General features: G+C 60.3%; 15 protein-coding genes and 1 tRNA gene. 8 read left to right on the top strand and 8 right to left on the bottom strand.

Annotation, left to right across the window (positions count from 1 at the left end; genetic code table 11):
• Positions 1–229 precede the first annotated feature (229 nt).
• The 5 genes from HMPREF2942_RS04135 (at position 230) to HMPREF2942_RS04115 (ending at position 8,579) form a co-directional block, all read left to right on the top strand.
• Positions 230–1,930: a (2,3-dihydroxybenzoyl)adenylate synthase gene (locus HMPREF2942_RS04135; protein ID WP_070688462.1), complete on the top strand. Its 1,701-nt coding sequence runs from the start codon at positions 230–232 to the stop codon at positions 1,928–1,930.
• 66 nt (positions 1,931–1,996) lie between these two features.
• Positions 1,997–2,224 (top strand): phosphopantetheine-binding protein, encoded by a 228-nt coding sequence (locus HMPREF2942_RS04130; protein ID WP_005507422.1) that lies wholly within the window; start codon positions 1,997–1,999, stop codon positions 2,222–2,224.
• A gap of 256 nt (positions 2,225–2,480) precedes the next feature.
• Positions 2,481–6,848: a non-ribosomal peptide synthetase gene (locus tag HMPREF2942_RS04125; RefSeq protein WP_210399421.1), complete on the top strand. Its 4,368-nt coding sequence runs from the start codon at positions 2,481–2,483 to the stop codon at positions 6,846–6,848.
• A 406-nt stretch (positions 6,849–7,254) separates the two neighbouring features.
• A complete protein-coding gene (locus HMPREF2942_RS04120) occupies positions 7,255–7,611 on the top strand; it encodes a beta/gamma crystallin-related protein (RefSeq protein WP_005507425.1) in 357 nt (118 codons plus the stop codon).
• A gap of 98 nt (positions 7,612–7,709) precedes the next feature.
• The gene (locus HMPREF2942_RS04115) at positions 7,710–8,579 is read left to right on the top strand and encodes a hypothetical protein (protein WP_044141541.1); all 870 of its coding nucleotides are present in this window, start codon (positions 7,710–7,712) and stop codon (positions 8,577–8,579) included.
• Between the two features lie 273 nt (positions 8,580–8,852).
• Here the strand turns inward: HMPREF2942_RS04115 and aceE are convergent, their stop codons facing one another.
• Positions 8,853–11,585, bottom strand: a complete 2,733-nt coding sequence (gene aceE, locus HMPREF2942_RS04110; RefSeq protein ID WP_070688461.1) for a pyruvate dehydrogenase (acetyl-transferring), homodimeric type — start codon at positions 11,583–11,585, stop codon at positions 8,853–8,855.
• 480 nt (positions 11,586–12,065) lie between these two features.
• Here aceE and HMPREF2942_RS04105 point away from each other — a divergent pair.
• Together HMPREF2942_RS04105 and gndA are read left to right on the top strand one after the other, a co-directional pair.
• A tRNA-Val gene (locus HMPREF2942_RS04105) sits at positions 12,066–12,138 on the top strand.
• A gap of 188 nt (positions 12,139–12,326) precedes the next feature.
• The gene (gene gndA / locus HMPREF2942_RS04100) at positions 12,327–13,799 is read left to right on the top strand and encodes an NADP-dependent phosphogluconate dehydrogenase (RefSeq protein WP_005505596.1); all 1,473 of its coding nucleotides are present in this window, start codon (positions 12,327–12,329) and stop codon (positions 13,797–13,799) included.
• A gap of 203 nt (positions 13,800–14,002) precedes the next feature.
• Here gndA and epsC read toward each other — a convergent pair whose 3' ends face one another.
• The 7 genes from epsC to HMPREF2942_RS04065 form a co-directional block, all read right to left on the bottom strand.
• Complete coding sequence (gene epsC / locus HMPREF2942_RS04095; protein WP_005505599.1) at positions 14,003–14,587, bottom strand: serine O-acetyltransferase EpsC; 585 nt, start codon at positions 14,585–14,587, stop codon at positions 14,003–14,005.
• Between the two features lie 303 nt (positions 14,588–14,890).
• Positions 14,891–15,826: a cysteine synthase A gene (gene cysK, locus HMPREF2942_RS04090; RefSeq protein ID WP_005505601.1), complete on the bottom strand. Its 936-nt coding sequence runs from the start codon at positions 15,824–15,826 to the stop codon at positions 14,891–14,893.
• A 402-nt stretch (positions 15,827–16,228) separates the two neighbouring features.
• Complete coding sequence (locus HMPREF2942_RS04085) at positions 16,229–17,005, bottom strand: DUF6318 family protein (protein ID WP_012903318.1); 777 nt, start codon at positions 17,003–17,005, stop codon at positions 16,229–16,231.
• 117 nt (positions 17,006–17,122) lie between these two features.
• A complete protein-coding gene (locus tag HMPREF2942_RS04080; RefSeq protein WP_070688460.1) occupies positions 17,123–18,103 on the bottom strand; it encodes a DUF6318 family protein in 981 nt (326 codons plus the stop codon).
• Between the two features lie 107 nt (positions 18,104–18,210).
• The gene (locus HMPREF2942_RS04075) at positions 18,211–19,053 is read right to left on the bottom strand and encodes a DUF6318 family protein (protein ID WP_070688459.1); all 843 of its coding nucleotides are present in this window, start codon (positions 19,051–19,053) and stop codon (positions 18,211–18,213) included.
• 271 nt (positions 19,054–19,324) lie between these two features.
• Complete coding sequence (locus tag HMPREF2942_RS04070) at positions 19,325–20,536, bottom strand: DUF6318 family protein (RefSeq protein ID WP_070688458.1); 1,212 nt, start codon at positions 20,534–20,536, stop codon at positions 19,325–19,327.
• 268 nt (positions 20,537–20,804) lie between these two features.
• Complete coding sequence (locus HMPREF2942_RS04065) at positions 20,805–21,626, bottom strand: DUF6318 family protein (protein ID WP_239663294.1); 822 nt, start codon at positions 21,624–21,626, stop codon at positions 20,805–20,807.
• A gap of 651 nt (positions 21,627–22,277) precedes the next feature.
• Between HMPREF2942_RS04065 and HMPREF2942_RS04060 the strand changes: the two genes are divergently transcribed.
• Positions 22,278–24,203 (top strand): dynamin family protein, encoded by a 1,926-nt coding sequence (locus HMPREF2942_RS04060; protein WP_070688457.1) that lies wholly within the window; start codon positions 22,278–22,280, stop codon positions 24,201–24,203.
• Positions 24,204–24,230 lie beyond the last annotated feature (27 nt).

Here is a 24,230-nt window from a genome sequence, read left to right as displayed (position 1 = left end):
CCCCGCATGGTGGGCGTGCGGGGTTCCCGTTAGGGTAAACACCGCCGCGCCCGTATCCTAGAGAAGTACAGCCTAAGAGAAGTGCAACACTACCGCGCCGCGAGGGGTGCCGAAGGGTACCCGGCGCAGGTTGCGCACCCGCCCTCATTGACGAGATGGCATCACGCTGCGAACGCACGCAGCACGTGAGCGCTATAGAAACCGCAAACGACACAGAAATCGAGAGAAGATGACCGTAGAACGTAGCCCCCTGGCCCCCACGCCGCTCATCCCCGAGTCTTTTGCCGCGAAGTACCGCGAAGCCGGCTACTGGATTGACCAGACCATCCCCGAGTTCCTGCTAGATGCATGCCGCGCGAAGCCGCACTTCCCGGCGCTGGTGGCGCTCTCGCACGCGCAGCTCGATGAGGACGGCAAGCCCCAGCAGATTCGCCTCTCCTACGGTGAGCTGGAGGCGGCAGGTCGTGCCGCTGCGGCGCGCCTCGTTCAGGCTGGCGTGCAGCCCGGTGACCGTGTGCTGCTGCAGCTGGGTAACACCGCCGAGTACCTGGTGTACCTGCTGGGTATTTTCTGGGCGGCGGCGTTGCCGGTGTTCTGCTTGCCGCAGCACCGCACCACCGAGCTCGTGCACTTTGCGACCCGCACCGACGCTGCGGCGCACGTGTTCTCTTCGCTGACCCCGGGCGCAGATTTCACAGCCCTGCACGAGGACGTTGCCGCCGAGCTGCGCAAGAACTCACTGGAGCCGCCGGTTGCTATTGACGTTGCGGAGCCGCTGACCCCGCTGACCGAAGAGGAGCTCGCTGAAGAGTTCGTGCCCGGTGTCATTCAGAACACCGAGAACCTGCGTGCGAGCGAGCAGGTGGCGTTCCTGCAGCTCTCCGGCGGTACGACCGGCATTTCGAAGCTGATTCCTCGCACCCACGCCGCCTACCTGTACTCGGTGCGCGGCTCGGTCGATATCTGCAAGCTGAACAACAACACGACCATGCTCGTGGTGCTGCCCGCCGCCCACAACTTCACGATGAGCTCGCCCGGTATTCTGGGCGTCATGTGCGCCTCCGGCAAGCTGGTGTTTGCGGCGGATCCGTCCCCGCAGACTGCGTTCCACCTCATTGAGATGGAGGGCGTGACCACCTCCGCGCTGGTGCCGCCGCTGGCTCAGGCGTGGGTCGCCTCCGCGGAGAAGCGCGGCGTGTCCCTGCCGTCCCTGCAGACCCTGCAGGTGGGCGGTTCGAAGCTGGCTCCGGCGGTTGCAGGCAAGATTGAGTCGGTGCTCGGCTGCACCGTTCAGCAGGTGTTCGGCATGGCTGAGGGCCTGGTGAACTACACCCGCTCGACCGACCCGATTGAGATGCGTCTGAGGACTCAGGGTTACCCGATTAGCCCCGACGACGAAATCCTGATTGTTGATGATCAGGATCAGCCGGTTAAGCGCGGCGAGAGCGGCCACCTGCTCACCCGCGGCCCGTACACGATTCGCGGCTACTACCTGGAGGAGAACGCGAACCGTTACGGCTTCACCGAGGACGGTTTCTACCGCACCGGCGACATTGTGCGTCTGGTTGCCGGCAAGTATCTTGAGGTGACCGGCCGCGCGAAGGACCAGATTAACCGCAACGGCGAGAAGATTGCCGTGGACGAAATCGAAGAGCTGGCGCTGACCCACCCCGACGTTTTTGACGCCGTGGTTCTGGGCATCCCGGATGAGACTGTGGGCGAGCGTGTGGGCCTGGTCATTGTGCCGCTGGAAGGCGCCGACCTGGGCGAAAACCCGCGCCGCACGATGCACGAGTTCTTCACTTCGAAGAAGCTCGCCGACTTCAAGATCCCGGAGCGCGTGCAGGTTCTGCAGGAGCTGCCCACCACGAACGTGGGTAAGATTTCTCGCCGCGAACTGCGCGCCAAGCTTGCCGAAATTTTCGGCTAAACCCTTTGAGCTGACCATTTTCGGCTAAACCGTACGCCCTTATTCCTACCCCTATTGAGGAGAAAAATGTCCGCATTTGAGACCCTGCGCCCCATCATGGAGAAGTACATCGTCGAGCCCGACTCCCTGCAGACCGCTTTTGACGAGCCGACCACCGACCTGTTCTCCCTAGGCATGGACTCTATGGGCGCATTCGCCCTGCTCGACGACCTTGCCGCTGAGGGCGCCGTGATTGAGTTTACCGAGCTGGTAGAGAACCCGACCGTGGAGTTCATCGCCTCCCGCCTGGGCTAAGCGTTACCGCACCCCGAGTGCCCGCCTGCCGCGAATGCAGGCGGGTACCCGGGGTGTTTGCTACTCGCCTCGTTTTTCTTTGCGCAGGTTTTGTGCCGTGTTGTGTGGCTGCGTTTACCCTTGTCAGCGCACTTCTGCCAACGCACTTCTGCCAGCGTGAAGCGGCGGAGCAGTAGCCTACCTTTCACACTTACCTTTCACACACCGCATATCATCCCTAATCCAGACCCCTAATCCAGACCTTTGAGAGGCCACCATGGGCGTAGCTGATACTACCGCACCCGCTAGCTTCGGGACTGCTTCCGACCTTCGCACCGCCGCGAACCCCTCCGCACAGCACAGCGCTGACAGCCCCTGGCTGCCGCTGACCACTAACGCGCGCGGCATCTACTTTGCCGCCGCGATTGACCCGACGAACCCCTGCTACAACACTGCGGAGGTTCTGCAATGCCCCGCAGATACCGACCTCGCTCTGCTGCGTGAGGCTTTTGAACAGCTCTACCGCGAGAACGAGGGTTTCCGCGTGCGCACCCGCATTGCCGATGGTGCCGCCTCCCAGCAGATTCTGCCGCTTGAGGCGTTCCTCGAGGGTATTGACCTGCTCGTGGACGGAGGCGAACTGGACGGGGGCGAACTGGAGGAGGGCGAGCTGAACGGCACCGCAGAGGCGGGGGAGGAGAACGCCTCTGACCTGCCTGACTCAGCCCTGCCTGACTCTGATTTGCCCGCGCCGGTGCGCGCCTGGGCACAGCGCCTGCTCGCCCAGCCCCTTACCATCGATGAGGGCGTGACCGTGCGCAGCGCCGTGGCGCGTTACGGCGGGTTCCTCTGGGTGTACCATTCCTTCTCCCACGTGGTTGCCGACGGATTCGCCGCGTTCAACGGCCTTTCCCGCGTGGCGGCGATATACCGCGCCCTGTCCGCCGGTCAGCCGGTTCCGGCAACCCGCCGCATGAGTCTGCAGCAGCTGCTCGACGCGGACGATGCCGCCTCCAGCGCCCGTGACGAAGACGTCGCCTTCTGGGAGGCGAGCGGCGCCCTGGAGCAGGAAGACACCTCCCTGGCGGGTCGTACCGCATCCCCGTCGGCGCAGTCTGTGCGCCTGGCGTTCAGCATTGATGTGCCCACCCAGCAGGCTCTGCTGGATGCGGCAAAGCAGCACGCCGTCTCCTGGCCCGTGCTGGCGACCGCCGCTGTCGGCTCGTACCTGGCGCGTGTGGGCGGCTACCCGCAGGCTTCGTTCGGCGTGCCGCAGATGAACCGCATGTTCGCCCGCACCCTGCCGGAGGCGACCCGCGCCCTGGGCACGGCGAGCGCGCAGACCGGCTGTACCGCGGTGAACGTGCTGCCGGTGCAGGTTGCGGCGACCGGCCCCATCGCGGAGTCCCTGCACTCGGTGAAGGAACAGTACGCCCGCAACGCGGAGCATCCGCTGGCTCGTCAGGAAGACCTCGAGCGTACCGCGCGTAACGCCCAGTCCAGGCTGTTTGGTGCGCAGATTAACGTGGTTCCCTTTGATGCGGTGTTGCCGCTGGCGGCGCCCTCCAAGGACAAGTCCGGATCCGCGGTACCGACCGCGCGCATTCACAATATCTCTGCCGGTCCGGTTGCCGATGCGACCTTCACCCTGCGCGGCATGCCCGGCCGCGGCAACAGCATCTCCTGCGAGATTGACATGAACCCGGCGCTCTACACCACTGAGGAGCTGGAACGTCACGCCGCCCGCCTGTGCGAGTGGCTGCCCGCCTACGCGGCGGAGGCGCAGCGCGAGGACGCCTCCCTGAACAATCTCGGCTTGGCGACCGAGGCGGAGCTTGCGACCCTGCGCGAGCTGACCGCCCCGGCGCTTACCGACCACCCGCTGGAGTACAAGACCCTGCTGGGTCGCTTCCGTGATGCGGTGGCGGCGCATCCGCAGGCGCTCGCCGTGCTGGATTCTGCCCCCGCGCCCGGTGAGGTGCTCACCCCCGAGTCGGAGCGCGCCTACGCTTTTGACCGCGCCCTCACCTACGCCGAGCTGGACGAGCGCGCCCGTGCGCTTGCCGCGCAGCTGCTGGACTGGGGCGTTCGCCCTTCCGACGCGGTGGGTCTGCGTGTGCACCGCGGTGCCGAGCAGTACGTGGCGCTGTACGCCCTGCTGTACGCTGGCGCCACCTACGTGCCGGTGCTTCCTGACCTGCCCGCCGAGCGTGTGGGCGTGATGATGGAGGACGCCGAATGTTCCCTGCTGTTGCACGGCCCCGGTCTGCAGCCGCTGAGCGCGGAAGAGCTGAACCCGCAGGAACCGCAGCGTCACGCAAATCTGCCCCAGTACGTACTGTCTGAGCAGACCCTGCCGCTGCTGAGCGCAGAGGAGCCCACCCGGGCTCCCTCCTCAGCACCCGCCGCTGAGGAGCTTCCGGGCGCGAAAACCGGCCTGGACGAGGATGCTTACGTGCTCTTCACCTCCGGCTCTACGGGCAGGCCTAAGGGCGTTGCCATCAGCCACCGCGCGATTGATAACCGCCTGCGCTGGCAGCAGCACCAGATTCCGGTGGGGGAGGGCGACCGCGTTCTGCACAAGACCCCCATCTCCTTTGACGTGCACGTGTGGGAGCTGTACTGGCCTCTCGCCGAGGGTGCCGCCGTGGTCATTGCCGCCCCGGAGGGGCACCGCGACCCCGCCTACCTGGCGCGCGTGATTGCCGAGCAGTCCGTCACGGCGGTGCACTTTGTGCCGACCATGCTGTCGGCGCTGACCTCTTCGCCGGCGGCGCGCCGCATCTTGGCGGATGCTGGCTTCGGTCAGGATCGAGAGCAGCCCCTGCGCTATGTGGTTTGCTCGGGTGAGGCGCTGCAGAAGGACCAGGTGCAGGCTGCAGGCGAGGTTCTGGGCGTGTACCCGCTGAACCTGTACGGCCCGACCGAGGCGGCGGTGGACGTGACCTTCTGGGAGACCTCCACCGACCCGCAGCGCGAGAGCGTGCCCATTGGCGAGCCTGTCTGGAACACCGGCACCCTGATTCTTGACCCGACCGGCCACCCCGTGCCGGTGGGTGTGACGGGTGAACTGCACCTGTCGGGCGTGCAGCTGGCGCGCGGCTACAAGAACAACCCGCAGGCGACCGCGGCGGCTTTCGTGGAGCAGGCTCCCGCCGGTGCGCTCGCGCTGCTGAACGGTGAGAGTCAGCGCCTGTACCGTACGGGCGATTTGGCGTGCTGGGAGATTCTTCCCGATGGTCGCGCCGTCATTGGCTACCGCGGCCGCACGGACTACCAGATTAAGGTGCGCGGTCAGCGCCTGGAGCTGGGCGATATTGAGATGGCTCTTGCCGCGGTTGAGGGCGTGAGCGCTTCGGTGGCTCTGCTGTACCGCGGCCTGCGTGAGCCTGCCCTGGCGGCGGTGCTGGAGGTCGGCGACGTGCCCGCTGAGCGTGCCGAGCAGCTGGTGGAGGCGGCGCGTGAGCATTGTGCGCAGGTTCTGCCGGACTACATGGTTCCGACCCTGTGGCATACCCTGCCTGCTCTGCCGGTGAGCCCCTCCGGTAAGGCGGATCGCAAGCTGTTGGCGTCCCTGGACCTGACCCCTCAGACTTCTGATGCTGAGGGTCCGCACGGCCTGCTGGAGCAGCAGCTGTGCTCGATTATTGCCGGTGTGCTGGGTCGTGAGCGTTTCGGCGTGGATGAGGATTTCTTCGCCTCGGGCGGTCATTCGCTGGCGGCTCTTGAGGTGATTGCCGCGGTTGAGGAACAGCTGGGTCTGAGCGTGAGCATCGGTGCGCTTTTTGCACATCCGACCGTGCAGGCTTTGGCGGCGTCCATTGCGGGCGAGCGTGGCGAGGGTGCGGAGTTCGCGCCGGTTCTGCCGCTGCGAGAACAACCTACCGCGCATGACGCTACCGATGCCCCCGCGCCGCTGTTTATTCTGCCGCCCGCGGGTGGTTTGGGCTGGTGCTATGCGGGGTACCTTTCGCATCTTCCGGCTCAGCAGGGTGTGTATGCTGTGCAGGCTGAGGCGTTCTCTGACCCGCAGGCTGGGTTTGCGTCGAGCCTGCAGGAGCTGGCTGAGGGCTACCTGAAGCTGATTGAGAAGACCCTGGCGGAGCGTTCGTTGCCGCGTCGTTTTGCGTTGATGGGCTGGTCTGTGGGCGGTACTGCCGCGGTGCAGGTTGCGGCGTTGGCGCAGGCTGCGGGTGCGCAGGTTGAGCGCGTCATCTTGTTGGATGCGTATCCTTCGGAGCAGTGGCAGGGTGTGCCTGCGCCGGATGAGCAGGAGAGCTTCCGTGCGCTGCTGCGTATGGGCGGTTTGCCGGAGCCTGCCGCTGGTGAGCGGCTTGACCTGCCGGGTACGTTGGAGCGTCTGCAGAAGGCGGGGTCGGCGATGGGTTACCTGCCGGAGGAGAAGCTGGGCGTGTGCCTGGGTAGTATGCGTGCTTCGGCGGCGTTGATGCGTGGTGCTGAGCAGGCGTTCTTTGATGGTGATGTGTTGCTGGTGGGTGTGCCGCATGAGGATCAGCCGTATTTGGATGCGGCGGGTTGGGCGGCGCATGCGTCGTCGTTCCGTGCGGTGCTGCTGGAGGGTACGCACCCTGATTTGGTGAATCCGGCGCGTTTGGCGGAGGTGACCGGCCACTTCGCCGGCTAAACTCGCCAACGCCCACAAGTAACTGATGTAGCCCGGAGGTAAATAGTCGTTACCTCCGGGCTACATCGGTTAAAACATGCATTCGCGTTACTCTCATAAAGAGTATCTTTTGAGTGATTTTAGTCACATAAAATATTCGTGCAAAAAATTATCAGTACGCAAATGGCGCAAAATGCCAAATTTTACAGACCTTATTATACATACACTCTTAAATTTTGTGATACATGCCTCATCCATTGCTTGAAAAGGCTCCTTAATGAGTGCTAAATTGTAGCCACCTCTTAAATATGATTCCGATTACATAGATAGGGGTTGTAGCTAAGAGAACGACTTGGTAAACACCAGGCCGTGAAACGTATCTCACTCACGCAGAAGGATATCCTTCTCAAAACACTAGGAGTTTACGATGAAGCTCTACAAGGCTCTTGCAACCGCGATGGTTGCAACGGCAGCTACCATGGCAGCGATGCCCGCCGGTAACGCCGCAGTCTTTTACGACTGGCGTAACTATAACGAGGCAGGCGGTATTCACGACACCCACGGCGACTGGGACGTGCATCACCTGGGCGATATGAATGATCGCGTATCTTCCATCCGAAGCTATGGCGAACGTTACGTCGCTTATCAGGATGAAAACTACCAGGGATTCTCATTCGATATCAATTATCGCGACTTCAACAGCCTCGAAGGTTTCTATGAAGGTCGAAATTGGTGGAACGGAGACTGGAACGATAAGATCACTTCCCTTCACCGCAAAAAGTAATTTCCCCGTATAGATGGTTGGGTGGCGTGGTATTGCATAAGTACTATGCCACCCAACCATAAAATATATCCCCTTGTTGTTCTTGAAAGGAAAAAATCATGAACCTCAAGAAAATCTTTCAGCCCGCAATGGCTTTAACATTTGCATTCACGCTAGCCTGCACATCCTGTTCTACAGGCCCGAAACTAGAACGTGATGAAACAGCCCAAGCAACTCTAGACTATAAAAACAACCGAATCATTACTCCACTCGAAGAATACAATGACCTTTTAGATGAAAATTCCCAGTATTACACTCAAGCCTTGGAAATTCTCAGGCAGCGCTGTTTTGCAAAACACGGCCAATCCTACGAAATATATATCCCGGATATAGAAGATATTAAAATCGTTTCGTCCGGTCGCGAGTTTGGTCTCTGGAACCCCGAATACGCCGCCAAATATGGAAACTTCAAGCGATCTGGGAATGCACCATCGTCCGCGGGCTATGACACAAAAATCATGGAACAGTGCATGCCTGAAATCTCATCCACTATGAAAGAGATTGCGGGCATCAGCATCGAAGAGCAAAGTGGCCTCTCAGAAGCCTATCGTCGAATCCACGGCGAATCTTATGCAGCTGCCATGAATCATCCCGAATGGAAAAAATACCGTGAAGCATGGTGGAAATGCCTATCAGATAAAGGTCTAACGCCACGAAAAGGCGACCAAGAATGGGGTACAAAAGAGCTATCAAATGCAACCCGCGCTAGCGGTGATGGAAATGCCCCGGCATCAGAAGAAGAAATTCGGCTCAGCGTCATTGAAGCACAATGCAGTAAAGATACAGGAATGGCTCAAGGTCTTGCCAACCTCGTAGCCTCATACCAAAAACCGCTCATCCGGGATAATGAAACAAAACTAGAAGAACAGCGACAGCGGCAATCAGAAGTTAATCTTCGGTATAAAGAGTGGGTTCTCAAAAACCAATAAATATAATGTCCCCGGTTGATAAATCATCAACCGGGGACATTTATATTTATTAATTACTCTACAGATAGAGTGGGCTAATTGGCGAAGTGGCCGGTCACCTCCGCCAGCTACCCCCTATAACTGATGTAGCCCGGAGGTAATAGTCGTTACCTGCGGGCTACATCGGTTAAAACATGCAGTTGAGTTAAAACACGAATGCCCCCGGTTGATAAATCATCAACCGGGGGCATCGTTTAGCTTTTACCGCAGAACCGGGGTTCTACAGCTAAATGCTTAGTGCTGCTCCAGCTCGGAGTTAGCGTTCACGTTCAGCAGGTCGTACTTAGCGAATGCCTTCGCGGGAACATCTGCTGCAACCTCGCCGCGCTTTGCCAGCATCTGCAGGGTACGGACAACAACCGACTCTGCATCGATGTGGAAGAAGCGACGTGCGCCCGGGCGGGTGTCTGCGAAGCCGAAGCCGTCAGCACCCAGGGTTGCGAAGTCGTTCGGAACGAACTGGCGGATCTGGTCGGGAACCTCCGAAGCGAAGTCGGTGGTCGCGACGATCGGGCCAGCAGCGCCAGCCAGCTTCTGGGTCACGTAAGGAACGCGAGCGGGCTGGTTCGGGTTCAGCAGAGCCTCTTCCTCAGCGGCAATGCCGTCGCGGCGCAGCTCGGTCCACGAGGTGACAGACCAGACGTCTGCGGAGACGCCCCAGTCCTCAGCCAGCAGCTGCTGAGCCTTCTCAGCCCACGGAACAGCAACGCCGGATGCCAGCAGCTGTGCCTTGGGGCCGGAGGTCAGCGGGGACTCGCTGATCTTGTGGATACCCTTGATGATGCCCTCAACGTCAACGTTTGCCGGCTCAGCAGGCTGGTGAATCGGCTCGTTGTACACGGTCAGGTAGTACATGACGTTGTGGTCTTCGTCCTTGGTACCGTACATCTGCTCGATACCGCGCTCCACGATGTGAGCGATCTCGTAGCCGTAAGCCGGGTCGTAGATCTTGAACGCCGGGTTGGTGGACGCCAGAATCGGGGAGTGGCCATCGTTGTGCTGCAGACCCTCACCGGACAGGGTGGTACGACCTGCGGTTGCACCGATGACGAAGCCGCGGCACAGCTGGTCGGCAGCAGCCCAGAAGGAGTCGCCGGTGCGCTGGAAGCCGAACATCGAGTAGAAGATGTAGATCGGGATCATCGGCTCGCCGTGGGTGTCGTAGGACGAACCCAGAGCGATGAATGCAGCGGTTGCGCCTGCCTCGTTAATACCCACGTGAACAATCTGGCCCTCGGGGGACTCGGTGTAGGTGAGCATGAGCTGGTGGTCAACGGGCACGTAGTTCTGGCCGTTGGGGTTGTACAGCTTAGCCGAGGGGAAGAAGGAGTCCATACCGAAGGTACGTGCCTCATCGGGGGTGATGGGAGCGATACGGTGACCGAAGCCCTTCACACGCATGAGGTCCTTCATCAGGCGGACGAACGCCATGGTGGTAGCGGCGGTCTGCTTGCCGGAGCCCTTCTTGGTCTGTGCGTAGACCTTGGACTCGGGCAGGATAATCTCAGGCTGGGTGTTTGCACGGCCGGGGATGTAACCGCCGAGTTCCTTACGGCGTGCCTGCATGTACTGCAGTGCCGGGTGGTTTGCCTCGGGCAGGTAGTACGGCGGGTTGTACAGATCCTTCTCCAGCTCCTCGTCGGAGATGGGGATGTTCAGGTGGTCACGGAAGCCCTTCAGTGCTTCCATGGTGAACTTCTTGATCTGGTGGGTGGAGTTACGTGCCTCGAAGAACGGGCCGAGCTCCGCACCCTTAATGGACTGTGCCAGGATGACGGTGGGCTTGCCCTTGGTCTCCATAGCTTCCTTGTAGGCTGCGTAGAGCTTCTTGTCGTCGTGGCCACCCAGGCGCAGGTTGAAAATCTGCTCGTCGGTCAGGTCTGCAACGAGTTCCTTGGTTTCGGGGTACTTGCCGAAGAAGTGCTCGCGGATGTAGCCACCGTCTTCACCGCGGAAGGTCTGGTAGTCACCGTCGAGGGTTTCGTTCATCAGCTGGATGAGCTTGCCGCTCTTGTCCTTCTTGAGCAGCTCGTCGTAGTCGGAGCCCCACAGGACCTTGATGACGTGCCAGCCTGCACCGCGGAAGAATGCCTCGAGCTCCTGAACGATCTTGCCGTTACCGCGAACGGGGCCGTCCAGACGCTGCAGGTTGCAGTTGACGACGAAGGTCAGGTTGTCCAGGTGCTCGTTTGCAGCCAGCTGCAGTGCACCACGCGACTCGGGCTCGTCCATTTCGCCGTCGCCCAGGAATGCCCAGACGTGCTGCTCGGAGGTGTCCTTGATCTTGTGGTTGTGCAGGTACTTGTTGAAGGATGCCTGGTGGATTGCGTTCAGGGGACCCAGACCCATGGAAACGGTCGGGAACTGCCAGAACTCGGGCATGCAACGGGGGTGCGGGTACGAAGGAATACCGTCTGCGCCCTTGGTCTTCTCCTGACGGAAGCCGTCCATCTGGTCTTCGCTCAGGACGCCCTCAACGAATGCGCGGGAGTAGACACCGGGGGAGGAGTGACCCTGGAAGAAGACCTGGTCACCGCCACCGGGGTGGTTACGGCCGCGGAAGAAGTGGTTCTGGCCCATTTCGTAGAGGTCAGCCACACCTGCGAAGGTGGAGATGTGACCGCCAACGCCGATGCCCTTCTTCTGGGCACGCTGAACCATAATTGCTGCGTTCCAACGAATCCATGCGCGGTACTGGCGCTCGAGTTCCTCATCACCGGGGTACTCGGGCTGCTGGTCGACGGGGATGGTGTTGATGTAGTCGGTCTTGACCAGAGTCGGGACCTTAACGCCCTTCTCGCCAGCCTCCTTGAGCAGTGCGCGAAGGATGTACTCTGCACGCTCGGTGCCGTGAGTCTTGATAAGGTCCTCGAGGGACTCAGCCCATTCCTGGGTCTCTTCTACGTCGATGTCCTTGAGGCCATCAAGAAGGGTGCTCAGGGAGTGCTCGTTCGGTACGTTAGCCAAACTAATCCAACCTCTCTTCTGTGCGGTTGTGAGATCGCCCGCCGCGCGATGTTGCGTTGTCGAACAATCTTTGTGTTTAAGCGCTATAGGTCTGTGAGACCTACTTCGCTTCTTATCTCTACTATCTTAGACCTAAAGGTGCCTCTCTTGGTCTCAAATGGGGGTTTTTGTGATGTGGGTTTCGCATTGTGGCTCTCTGAGTGGAAAAAATGCGCATTAAAAGTGCTAGTTATGGTCTTTTTGCACCTAAATAGCGCGGAATGGCGGGGTTGGCGGAATGGCGCGGAATGAGGGGGTGTGCCTTACCTGAAAGGTAGCAGCCTTACATGGCTTGCTGTGGCTTAGTGTGGGGTGCAGTGGGAAAATGAAAAAAATATTGAGACATAGAACACGTGCTATCGAGTTGTGCGTTCCGGTAGAAGCCTGTATAGTTTTCTCTTGTGTTCGCCACTGGAACGGAAACGGAACAGTGAGAACTACGGGTCTTTAGCTCAGCTGGTAGAGCGCCACGTTTACACCGTGGATGTCATCGGTTCGATCCCGGTAGGACCCACCGATTACCCCGGTACCGCAAGGTACCGGGGTTTTTGTTTGCCCGGTTGTATTTACCCATTGACCTGCCGCGAGGGTACCCGGCGGGAGGCTCACGAAGATAATCCGGCCGGAACTGCGATTCCTTCGAGCATAAAAGTGCACTCCACCTATATATATAGCCCGCCCTCAGCGCGTATCCTTATATACATGACTGAAAACAAGAAGGCACAGATTGGTGTCACCGGCCTTGCTGTCATGGGCGCAAACCTTGCCCGCAACCTGGCACGTAACGGCTACACCGTGGCACTGCACAACCGTTCCGTAGAGAAGACCGACGCACTGCTGGCTGAGCACGGCGCAGACGGCGACTTCATCCGTACCGAGTCCCTGCAGGAACTCGTCGACTCCCTCGAGTCTCCCCGCCGCATCCTGATTATGGTCAAGGCGGGCGCACCCGTCGACGCAGTGATCGAGCAGCTCACCCCCATGCTCGATGAGGGCGACATCATCATCGACGGCGGTAACTCCCACTTCCCCGACACCATCCGTCGCGAGCACGCCCTGGCTGAAAAGGGCCTGCACTTCGTAGGCGTTGGCGTCTCCGGCGGCGAAGAGGGCGCTCTCTGGGGCCCCTCCATGATGCCCGGCGGCTCCGCAGAGTCCTACAAGCACCTGGGCCCGCTGCTCGAAAAGATCGCCGCGAAGGCACCGCAGGACGGCGCACCCTGTTGCGCATGGATCTCCACCGACGGTGCGGGTCACTTCGTGAAGATGGTCCACAACGGCATCGAATACGCTGACATGCAGGTCATCGGCGAAGCTTACGACATTCTGCGCTCCATCGCAGGCATTGAGCCGGCACAGCAGGCAGAAATCTTCAAGACCTGGAACGAAGGCGACCTGAGCTCCTACCTGATCGAAATCACCGCTGAGGTGCTCGCACAGGTAGACGCAAAGACCGGCAAGCCCCTGGTCGACGTTATCGTTGACGCAGCGGGCCAGAAGGGTACCGGCCTGTGGACCGCTAAGGCTGGCCTGGACCTCGGTTCCCCCGTCTCTGCTATCGCAGAGTCCGTGTTCGCACGCGCCCTCTCCTCCTCCGAGCGTGAGCAGCGCGAGCAGGCACAGCGCGAACTGCCCGCAGGTCTGATCGCAACCACCGGCATCGGTGCAGGCGACCCCGAGTTCGTTGAGGATGTGCGCCGTGCACTCTTCGCATCCAAGCTCGTTGCCTACGCACAGGGCATGGACCTGCTCACCCGCGCAGGTAAGGAATACGGTTGGGACCTGAAGCTGGACACCATCGCATCGCTGTGGCGTGCAGGCTGCATCATCCGCGCCGAGCTGCTGGGCGACATCATGGCTGCCTACGCTGGCGAAGCACCCGCGAACATGCTGCTGGCACCCGCATTCAAGAACCTCATGGAGGAGCTCGTTCCTTCCTGGCGTCGCGTGGTAGCTAAGGCAACCGCACTGGGCATCCCCGTGCCGGTATTCGCTTCCGCACTGTCCTACTACGACGGCCTGCGCCGCGACCGCCTGCCCGCATCCCTGATTCAGGGTCAGCGTGACTTCTTCGGTGCACACACCTACGGTCGTATTGACGAAGAAGGCGCCTTCCACACCATGTGGAGCGGTGACCGTTCCGAGGTGAACGCAGCGGACATTCACGTTCACTAAGCTCCCGTAGCTGAATACGTAAAAGCCCGCCTTCGGCTGGATGAGAATCCAACCGAAGGTGGGCTTTCGTTATGTCTTGATGGGGCACCCCCGAGATGCCTCAGGGGTATCTTGAGGAGGCATAGCAGGGGAGAAGAAGACCTGCGGAGCCTAGTGAGGAGCCGCCAGGTGCGCCTCTACCGCCTCAAAACGCTTGCCAAGCGCTAAATCCACATGGCGGGGTCAATGTACTCCACAGCGTCCACCAGCGGCTTCTTCTTCTCCGGGGTACGCGGGCGATGCTTCGCCGGAATGCCGGTAATAATCGAATCGGCGGGGTGATCGTTGACGACCACGGCGTTCGCACCAATAGCGCTATCGGCACCAATCTCCACCGGGCCCAGCACCTTAGCACCTGCACCAATGGTCACACGGTCACCAATGGTGGGGTGACGCTTCACCTTCTCCAGGGAGCGACCGCCCAGGGTCACGCCGTGGTACAGCATCACGTCGTCACCAACCTCAGCGGTCTCACCAATGACAATGCCCATGCCGTGATCAATGAAGAAACGGCGGCCGATAGTCGCGCCGGGGTGAATCTCCACACCGGTCAGAAAACGAGCAAACTGCGAAAGAGTACGAGCCAGAGCCTTCGTCTCATCCTTCTGCCAAAGCTTATGGGTCAGACGGTGAACCCAAATGGCGTGCATACCCGAATAGTTCAGCGCAATCTCGACAGCGCCGCGCGCAGCAGGGTCGTGCTGGCGGACGTTCTCAATATCTTCACGCAGACGCGCAATAAAACTCATGGGTTCCCTTTCCCTCATCGGTCGTGCTCTGTGTATGCGACCTTTCCAAAGGTACCAACAACGGTGCTCATTCACCTATTCCCGCACCCTCAGCTGTCATAGTGGACGCCCCCCTCCGAAATCTCAGTCACAATTCCGTGCAGAACGTAATATTTACGCCCCGTACGGCCCCGCCAAGAGCCTCCACCCGCAGACGCTAGATTGGGGCACGCAAAACGCCCCGCCTGCCGTGTATGCAACCGGCAGACGGGGCGTAGCACTATAAACCTGACGCCTCCCACTAATGGGAGCTCAGAAGCTCAATTAGCCGCGGATATCCTCGTACAGAGCGGTAGAGATGTAACGCTCACCGAAGTCGGGAACGATAGCCACAATCAGCTTGTCCTTGTTCTCAGACTTCTTAGCCTCCTCCAGAGCAGCCCACACAGCCGCACCGGAAGAAATACCGCCCAGAATACCTTCCTGGGTAGCCAGCAGGCGGGAGGTGCGCATAGCGTCCTCAGCGCTGACCGGAGTCACCGAATCGTAGATGCCGCGGTCCAGGGTGTCGGGAACGAAGTTAGCGCCCAGGCCCTGAATCTTGTGGGGACCAACGCGACCCTCGGAGAGCAGCGGGGAGTCCTTCGGCTCAACCGCAACAACCTTAACGTTCGGGTTCTGCTCCTTCAGGTACTTACCGGTACCGGAGATGGTGCCGCCGGTGCCAATACCCGCCACGAAAATGTCGACCTTACCGTCGGTTGCTTCCCAAATCTCGGGGCCGGTGGTGTTGTAGTGAATGGTGGGGTTCGCCTCGTTGGAGAACTGGGACGCCAGGATAGCGTTCTCGGTGGTCGCAACGATTTCCTTAGCCTTCTCCACAGCGCCGCGCATACCCTCGGTACCCGGGGTCAACACAATCTGAGCACCGTAAGCGCGCAGCAGCACGCGACGCTCAGCAGACATGGTCTCCGGCATGGTCAGGATGACGCGGTAACCGCGAGCAGCACCCACCATAGCCAGCGCAATACCGGTGTTACCGGAAGTGCCCTCAACAATGGTGCCGCCGGGCTTCAGCGCACCCGACTTCTCAGCAGCGTCAATGATGGCGCGACCGATACGGTCCTTAACCGAACCAGCGGGGTTGTAGAACTCAAGCTTGACCGCTACGTTACCGGGAAGACCCTCGTCCAGTCGGTTCAGCTTAACCAGGGGGGTCTGGCCGGTTGCTTCAACAATGCTGTTGAGAATCTTTGCCATGGGGTGCTCCTTCATGAGCTTGGGGGGAGGCCAGCCGCGATGGGGTCTCCGCAATGAATAATCGGTTACGTGGCAACTCTACTACTCACCGGCGGCAGGTTTAAACCTGCGGTCACAGTTCGTAATAATGCCAGAGAAAAACCTCAAGGAACGAGGTTCAGAAAGAGGGTACAGAAAAGCGCCGCACAAACCCTTTCTCGACAAAGGATGATGAATGTGCGGCGCTCTCTAGAAACATTATGTAGCCCAAAAGACAACCTCTGTATATAAGAGTAGTGGTGAACTCCGTTCACCGCAAGCTGGAGCCACAAATTTTATTGCCATCAATGGAAAAAACAGTAGAAAACCGCATCCTGAGACGGCACAACGCTAAAAGCGGGGGAGAAAACCAGCCTCAGAGGACTAGTTGATGTCCATGTGAAGATCCCACTTGTTGTTCAGGTAGCGGCCAACAGCCTCACCGAACATCTTCACGTGACGCTTATCAGCCGCCACGGTCTGCTCCTTGCCGTCCTTGAACAGCTTCTCACCCAGGTCCACGTTCAACGTCACGGTCCAGTTGTACGCGCCCTGAGCCAGAACCGGCTGCTTAGTACCAATAGTCAGGGTAGCGGTCGGGTTCACGTACCAGGTCTTCTTCTCATCAATACCGGCCTTGGTGGAGTCCGCGTACTTCTTCATCGCCGCCAGGGTCTCCTGGTCGGTGCTGACCTCGTTCATGTAGTGCATATCGCCGGTACGCAGCAGGTACTCAAACGCCGCACCGAAGTACGCCAGAGCCGCCGCGAAGCCAGCCACCGAATTCTGGTGCATAGCCTCCGGAACAATCGGGGACGGCACGTTCTGCGGCGGGTGCTCAGCATTACCCGGCTGGTACTCGCCGTGATCCTCCATCTTCTCCAGCTTCGCTACGCCACTGTAATCCTTATTGTCGTTAGGCAGCGGAGAGTTCGTTGCAGTAGCCGAAGCCGAAGCAGAAGCGGAAGGGGAAGCAGACGCCGATGCAGAAGCAGAGGGCGAAGCGGTAGCAGACTCAGAAGCAGCAGCAGAAGCGCTCTCAGAGCCAGAAGCGGAAGCAGACGCCTCAGAAGTAGCCTTAGAGCCACAAGCCGCCAGCAAAGCCATGGAGCTGACGCCCAGTACGCCCAGCGCCGCGCGGCGGGTCAGGTTCTCGGACATAGTGATACCTTTCAGTCAGTCGGTGATTGCAACCAGTTTAGCCGCAAACCCAACAGGATACAGAGTTGAGTGGACGAAGCGTGAGAAGCGCCTCGCAGATAAAAGCGTTATGACGAACTATGACGCCGCGGAAGTGGCGGACGCCTCAGTGGAAGCTTCAGCAGAAGCGGCGGCAGAAGCAGAAGCCGAACCGGATGCCGCGCCAGACGCCGCAGCACTCGCGGTGGATGCGCCTCCCTGGGCGGTACCTCCCTGAACAGTGGCACCGTACGCCACGCTCAGCTCCCACATCTTAGAATCAGCGTGGTAGCGGCCGCGGAAATCGCACTCCTGAACCGTCACCTGAGAAGCAGGACCCGCCGCAGTAGCAGAAGCAGAAGCCGAAGCAGTGGGGGACGCCGCATCAGACACCAGCGCATCCTCGGACGGCTCAGTAGGCTCAGCAGAAGCGCTCGCCGAGGCGACCACCGGCTGGATCTTACCCTCAGCCACCGCCTCCGTACCGAAGTCCAGAGTGTACCGGCCCTTAAACAGCAGGTTGCCATCACTCATAATGGACGGCTGCGCACTCGAAAGCGCATAGGAAGCCGACGGATTCACATACCAGGAACCCTTCTCCACACCCGCAAGAATAGAAGCCGACAGAGCATCCACCTCAGAGCGAGTCTTCGACGACAGCTGAATGCCGGTCGAGAACGCATCCGTGCTACCGGTCTTCACCAGATAATCCATAGCTGCCGCAAAATAAGCAATCGCCTCATGGAAACCCGTCACCGTATTTGCCGACAGAGCATCAGTCACCTTCGGCTTCGGAGCATTACGCGGCGGATGATCCACCGTACCCTGCTCATAATTCACCGCACCCTCATAGTGGGTGTACTCCACCAGACCCGAATAGTTCTTACCATCATCGCTGTACCCGTTCGGGTTAGCGCTCGACTTCGAACCGTTCAGGCTACCACCCTGAGAACCCGACTGCTGGCTAGAGCCGCCCGAACCGCACGCGCTCAACAGTGCCGCAGAACCCGCAACAGCGGATGCGCCCAAGCCCAAACGCAGCAGAGAACGGCGAGAGAAAGACTGAGAAAAAGAAGACATAAGAGAAAAAACCTTGAATCCAGGAAAGCTCGTTACTACCAGAGTAAAACAGATCATGCCCTAACCCGAGTGCGAGTTAGGGCATGATGCCTCATCCATCTGAGGGCTTAAAGGTTGTCACCATTAGAATTGCCGCCATTACCGGAGTTACCGGAATTGCCAGCATTACCGCCGTTAGCGGCACCACCATTAGCGCCACCATTCTTAGGCTGAGCCGACGCCTGAGCCTCGTACTCATCCTGAATAGTCAAAGTCCAGTCATTATCGTGGCGCACACCGGTAATCACCAAGCCGCGCTCAGTACGGCGCACCTTCTCGGACATCTCCGCGGGAGCACCGTCAATCACCACGGTCGGACCCAAATCAATCACCAGATCAAAGGTCCACTGCACGCTCTTCTTCACCAGCGCAGGAACCGCAGTGAATGCAGACATGGTCACCTTCGGCGACACAAACCAATCACGATTCTGCGAGCTCTCATTCGACTCATCCATAAACGACGAGAACGAAGCAACGAACTTCTCATCAGCCTTCGACTCACGCAGCGGAGCCGCATCACCGGTCAGCACCAGGTAGTTAATCGCCGCATACACGAACGCAATCGAATCGTATAGACCCTGCACCGAGTTCTCCGAAGCGCTCGCCGGACGCTTGGGGAACGGCACGTTCTGCGCGGGAGCAGACTCGGTCGCCGGAATGAAATCACCCTTCTTCTCGTAGTTATCGAAGGTTACCTCGCCGCTAAAGTCAGCGCGCGCAGAAGCAGAGGGGGAAATCTGAGGGGTATCCGCATCAACAGTCTCATTGCTAGAAGAACCACCGCCGCACGCAACCAGCAGGGCGCTCAAAGACACGCCCGCAACGCCCGCACCCGCGTAACGCAGGGCAGAACGGCGGCTGATGCCGGTAGTGGAACTGGGAAGCCCGGAGGTCATGGGGAAAAGCGCCACGGAATACCTTTCGAGTGAGAATCTCAGGTGAGAGACGAGTGAGAGAACGCCTCGACGAGCGGATATCACACGCGGACATCCCTCTAGAGACAGTCCTAAGTATAACGCGCCCCCGCCTTCACACCCGTGCGTACCAGCGCTCAAACGAGCGTGATATGCCGCCCATCAGCGAACTTACCGTAGCCAGTGAACTCAGTGGAACCAGCGGGAGCATCGCACCAGATGAGGGTAGCGAAGGAGGGGACGCGTTCATCGTCTGTTAGAGGAGGGGCTACTGTGCGCCTTCACCAGGAATACCGCCGGGCGCCTCAGCGCCGGGAGCAGCATCTCCACCAGCGGCACCGGGCTGAGCGGCACCGGGATCAGGAGCACCGGGCGCTGCGCTCGGCTGAACCGTCGCAGCGGCAGGCTGAGTTGCCACAGGCTGCGCGGTAGCCGCAGGCGCCTGGGTAGCGGCAGGCTGAGGAGCCTGAGCCGCGCCACCCTGACCGGTGCCGGTCTGCGCGCTACCATTCTGCGCACCACCGTTCTGGGAGCCAGTGTACTGACGGGAACCGTTCTGGGCGGAAGGAGCCTGCGCACCACCGTTCTGCGCGGCACCATTCTGAGCAGTGCCCTGAGCCGCGCCGTTACCCGAAGTATTCGCGCCGGTGTGTGCGCCAGCATTAGCCGCCACGGTGCTGTCATCAGTCACCGTCGGGGTATAGGTCGAGGAAGGATGCGCACGCGGAGTCTGAGTCGGCTTCGGGGTCAACGCGGGATCGTACTGCTGAGGCGAAATCACGACCCAGCGCTTCGCCTCCTCATCGTACTCAGCGTACAGAGCCTTAATCTCCGGGGCCTCAGTGTCCTCCAGAGGCTTGGTCGTATTAGTCGCCTTCTCAACCCGCATGCCGTGTGCCTGAGTCACGGTGCACGCCCACGAATACTTCGTGCCGCGGGTCGTCGGCTGCTTATCGGTCAGACGGAACGTCCACTCGCCGCCCACCAGCCAGTTCGTACCGGTCGCGTAGAACACGCGCAGCTTCTCCAGCGCCGCACGGTCGGTAGAGTTCTGCGCCTGAACCACCTGCAGAGCAGGACCCGGGTCACCGGTCATGCGGGCATAGTTCACCGCCGCCGCAAAATACGCGAAAGTGGCGCGCAGACCGCGGGCGTTCTTGTCGTACATGCTCTCATCCTCAATCGGGATGGGCACGGCACTCGCCTTAGAATCAACGCTTGCCGGGCCGGCAGTCGGCTCAATCGTGTACACCTGACCGGTTTCCGGGTCGGTGCTGCTCATCGGGGCCGCACCGTTGCCCGCAATGTACTTAGTCCACTTCAGCTCGCCCGACAGATTGTCGTAGGCACCCGCAATCGAAGCGGAAGCAGTGGGGGAGGCAGTCGCCTCCTCAGTCTTTTTGGAACCGCAAGCGGCAAGCATCGCACCCAGGGCGGCGGTGCCCGTAAGCGCAATAAAGTGGCGGCGGCTGTGAATCATAGTGATCCCCTTGAATGTGCTGTGATGCGGAAGTATCGGTGATAAGTGAAGAGCTCACGCTCTAATTCTCAGCCTAACATCACGCCCCTACAGGAGGGCGCGAAGCAGTCACCCGCAGGGCGAGTAGACGCGTATTGAGGCAAAAATGGGCGGACCTCATCTAGCCCTAGCCTATAGATTTCACGCGTGGCACACAAATAAAAGCCCTCATCCGTGCCTCATATCACCCAATATGACGGGTTCTTTGAGGCACGGATGTAAAGAAGCTTTAGGCTGAGCCTCGAATATAACGAGCCGCCTTAGAAGGGGTGCCCTCATTCGGGGTCGGGTGCGCACTCGGAATATTCGCGGACGGTTCAGCGGTAGCCGCAGGGGTGGCGGTAGCACTCGGGGAAGACTTCGGATCCTCCAGCATCTGCCAGCCCTCTTCACCAAAGTAGACGTAAGCATCCGCCTTCTGATTGCTGCCGTAGATACCGGTGAGCTGCTCACGCTGACGGGTCTCATGGTTGAACAAGAACGCGTTCTCGTCCACCTTCAGGGTCGCCTTCCAGCAGTAGACGTCCTGCTCGGTAGCGGGCACCGGCTGCGGGGAGCTCAGGTTAATGCACATGGGGTGGTTGTTCTTAGAGACCAGCCAGCCAATGTTGTAGCGGTAGATATCGCGGTACATCTGCGCCATGTTGCTAAAGTGCTCCTGACCGGGCAGACCCATGAAAGGGTCGGTATCGCCGGTGAGGAGCATGTAGTTCTGCGCCGCACCCCAGTACTGCAGAAAGGCGTGCAGGCCCTCGACGGTGCGCTCTTTAGCCTCCGGGGGCATGGTGGGGCGGGGGACATTGACAGCTCGATGGCTCAGAGTGCCGTTTGAGAAATTCCCGGAACGCTCAAAGAACTGATCCGGCAGAAGAGCCGGTCCGCGACCGTCCAGGGCGGATGCGGGCAGGGGCTCGGCGTAGGTGATGCTGCGCGTGGTGGTCGCAGATTTGGTCTGGGAGCTCTGAGGAGCAGCCTTAGTAGGGGAAGGGTTAGCGAGTGGTTGAGGGCGAGAAACTGCGCTGGGGCTGCAAGCGCTTGCGAGTGCACTCAATGCTGCTCCGGAAGAAAGAGCAAGAAGATGGCGACGTGACAGCGAACCGAACATACGCAACCTTTCGCAAGAGTAAAGACGGGCAGGCAGTAACGGGTAGCTCGGATGCAGTGAACCTCAACGGCAGTTGATTGCAGTTGCGTGAGGGGTCGGTGAGCGTTCCCGATGGGTGTGGCATACCGCGGTGAGTACGGATGCGATAGAAAGGGCAGGTCAAAAGCCATCTGAAGGAATCGGTGTGGGTTATGACCTGCCTGGTTGTCGTGCTCAATGATTCTAAGCGTACTTTCAGGTTCACAATGACCATATCTGCGCTTAAAGGTAAAAAGTTATCAAATCTTAATATTTGCCCGTTTTATGCGGGTTATAAAACGTACCAATGTGTTCCGGGTAACCGCATTAAAATGTGCTTTTTTCCCGCGGAAACTCAAGGATTTTCCCACCTGCTCTTCTTATGAATAAATCATAAATTGGAGTTGTTGCACGCGGTGTGCAAGTAGTATTTCAACCTCTTCAGGTTGTCCAAACACCTATCAAAAACAGCCCCTCACACAGCCTTGGCACCCCCAACCGCACAACCTAGCCACAACGCGACCGCGCCAACACCCAAACATGGCATGAAGCAGGTGCACCCTATGGGACAATAGCGCTGTGACTACCACCGACTATGCGCAGCTCAAAGCAGCTCGCGAACTGCTCACTCGAATCCCCCTCCCGCTCGACGTAGAAGCCGGCGAAACCCCCGGCACCCCCTACACCGTCACCCACGACGGCACTGCCGAGCACGGCACTGCCACCGCGCGCACCCTACTCGCCGCCATGGCACGCCAACTCGACGACTACATCCTGCCGCGCAGTGCCAGCGTCGACAATCCCCTCACCATTGTGGTCGGAGGCTCCACCGGCGCCGGCAAATCCACCCTCGTCAACACCCTGCTCGGCGAACCGCTCACCCAGTCCGGCGCGATTCGACCCACCACCCGCCATCCCGTACTCCTGCACCGTGCAGAAGACGAAGCGGCACTGTCGCCCGAACGCTTCCTGCCCACCCTGCCGCGCACCCGCACCTCCGGCATGAACGCCGGATCGCAGGCACTACCCGGCCTCGACCCGAAGATTGCGCGCGCCCTCATTCCTATTACTACCTCAGCGCTACCGCAGGGCATCGCGCTCATCGACGCACCCGATATCGACTCCGTCTCCGAGGAAAACCGCACCCTCGCCAAGGAACTGCTCTCCGCCGCAGACCTGTGGCTCTTCGTCACCACCGCCAACCGCTACGCCGACGCCGTGCCCTGGGAACTGCTCCACGAAGCAGCCGCACGCTCCATCGCCATCGCCGTGGTGCTCAACCGCGTGCCCGAAGGCGACGAAGAAGCCATCGAAAACGACCTGCGACGCATGCTCGACGAAGCCGGAATCCACGCCGTCCTGATTCACACCGTCACCGAACAGCCCCGCGACGAAAGCGGCATGCTCGCCCCCGTCAGCCTCGCCCCGCTGACCCTGTGGATCCGCGAACTCGGCGCCGACGCACCCGCCCGCGCCGCCATCGCCCGGCAGACCCTCGCCGGTGCCGTCGAAACCCTCGCCGGTAACCTGCAGGTGCTCGCCGCCGAACAGGCACGCCAGCAGGCGGCGCACCAGTCGCTTGCCACCATCACCGCCGAAGAATACGAGGACGCGCTGACCACCATCGACGGCGCACTCTCCGACGGCTCCCTGCTGCGCGGCGAAGTGCTCTCGCGCTGGCACGACTTCGTGGGAACCGGCGACTTCTTCCGCTCCCTCGACAGCACCATCGGTCGCCTGCGCGACCGCGTCAGCTCCGCCCTGCGAGGCCAGCCCGCCGCCGCACAGAAGGTAGAAGACGCCCTCGAAAGCGGCATCCACGCCGTCGTGCTGGATGCCGCCGCCCGCGCCTCCGAAAACACCCGCACCCGCTGGCGTGCCAGCCGCGCCGGACGCTCCCTGCTGGCGCGTCTGGATGCGCCGCAGATGGCCTCCGCCGCGCCCGAACAGAACGTAGGCGCAAACGGCGAGGCAAAGGGCAACGAAGCGAAGGGGGAAGTGCAGTCCGCCGAGGACATCTTCTCCGCAGCCGTTGCCGAACAGATTCGCCTCTGGCAGGGATCCGTCCTCGAAATGATCCGCGAAGAAGGAGCCGACAAGCGCAAACGCGCCCGCTTCCTCTCCCTGGGCGTGAACGCCACCGCCGTGATGCTCATGGTTGCCGCGTTCAGCCTCACCGGCGGCATCACCGGTATTGAGGCGGGTATCGCCGGCGGTAGCGGAGTGGTCGGCACCAAACTGCTCGAGTCCATCTTCGGTGAAGACGCGGTGCGCCGCATGGCAACCCGCGCCCGCACCGACCTGCTCGAACGCATGTCGGGGCTGCTCACTGAGCACGCTCAGCCCTTCACCGCCGTACTGGAAGAAACCGACCCGCAGGCTGATGCCGAGGACATTCACCGCGCCGCTGAGCAGGTGCAGGCAATCGCCGCAGAAATGAGCACCCAGAGTCAAACCACACAGCGCCAAGCCGCAGCCCACACTAACGGCACGGTTGCTCGCTAAACCACTCCGGACAGGCACCCCGCACCA

This window comes from Rothia sp. HMSC071C12 (assembly GCF_001813895.1).
GTDB lineage: Bacteria > Actinomycetota > Actinomycetes > Actinomycetales > Micrococcaceae > Rothia > Rothia mucilaginosa.
Note: the sequence above shows the minus strand (reverse complement) of the source record. Positions and strands in the feature narration are given on the sequence as shown.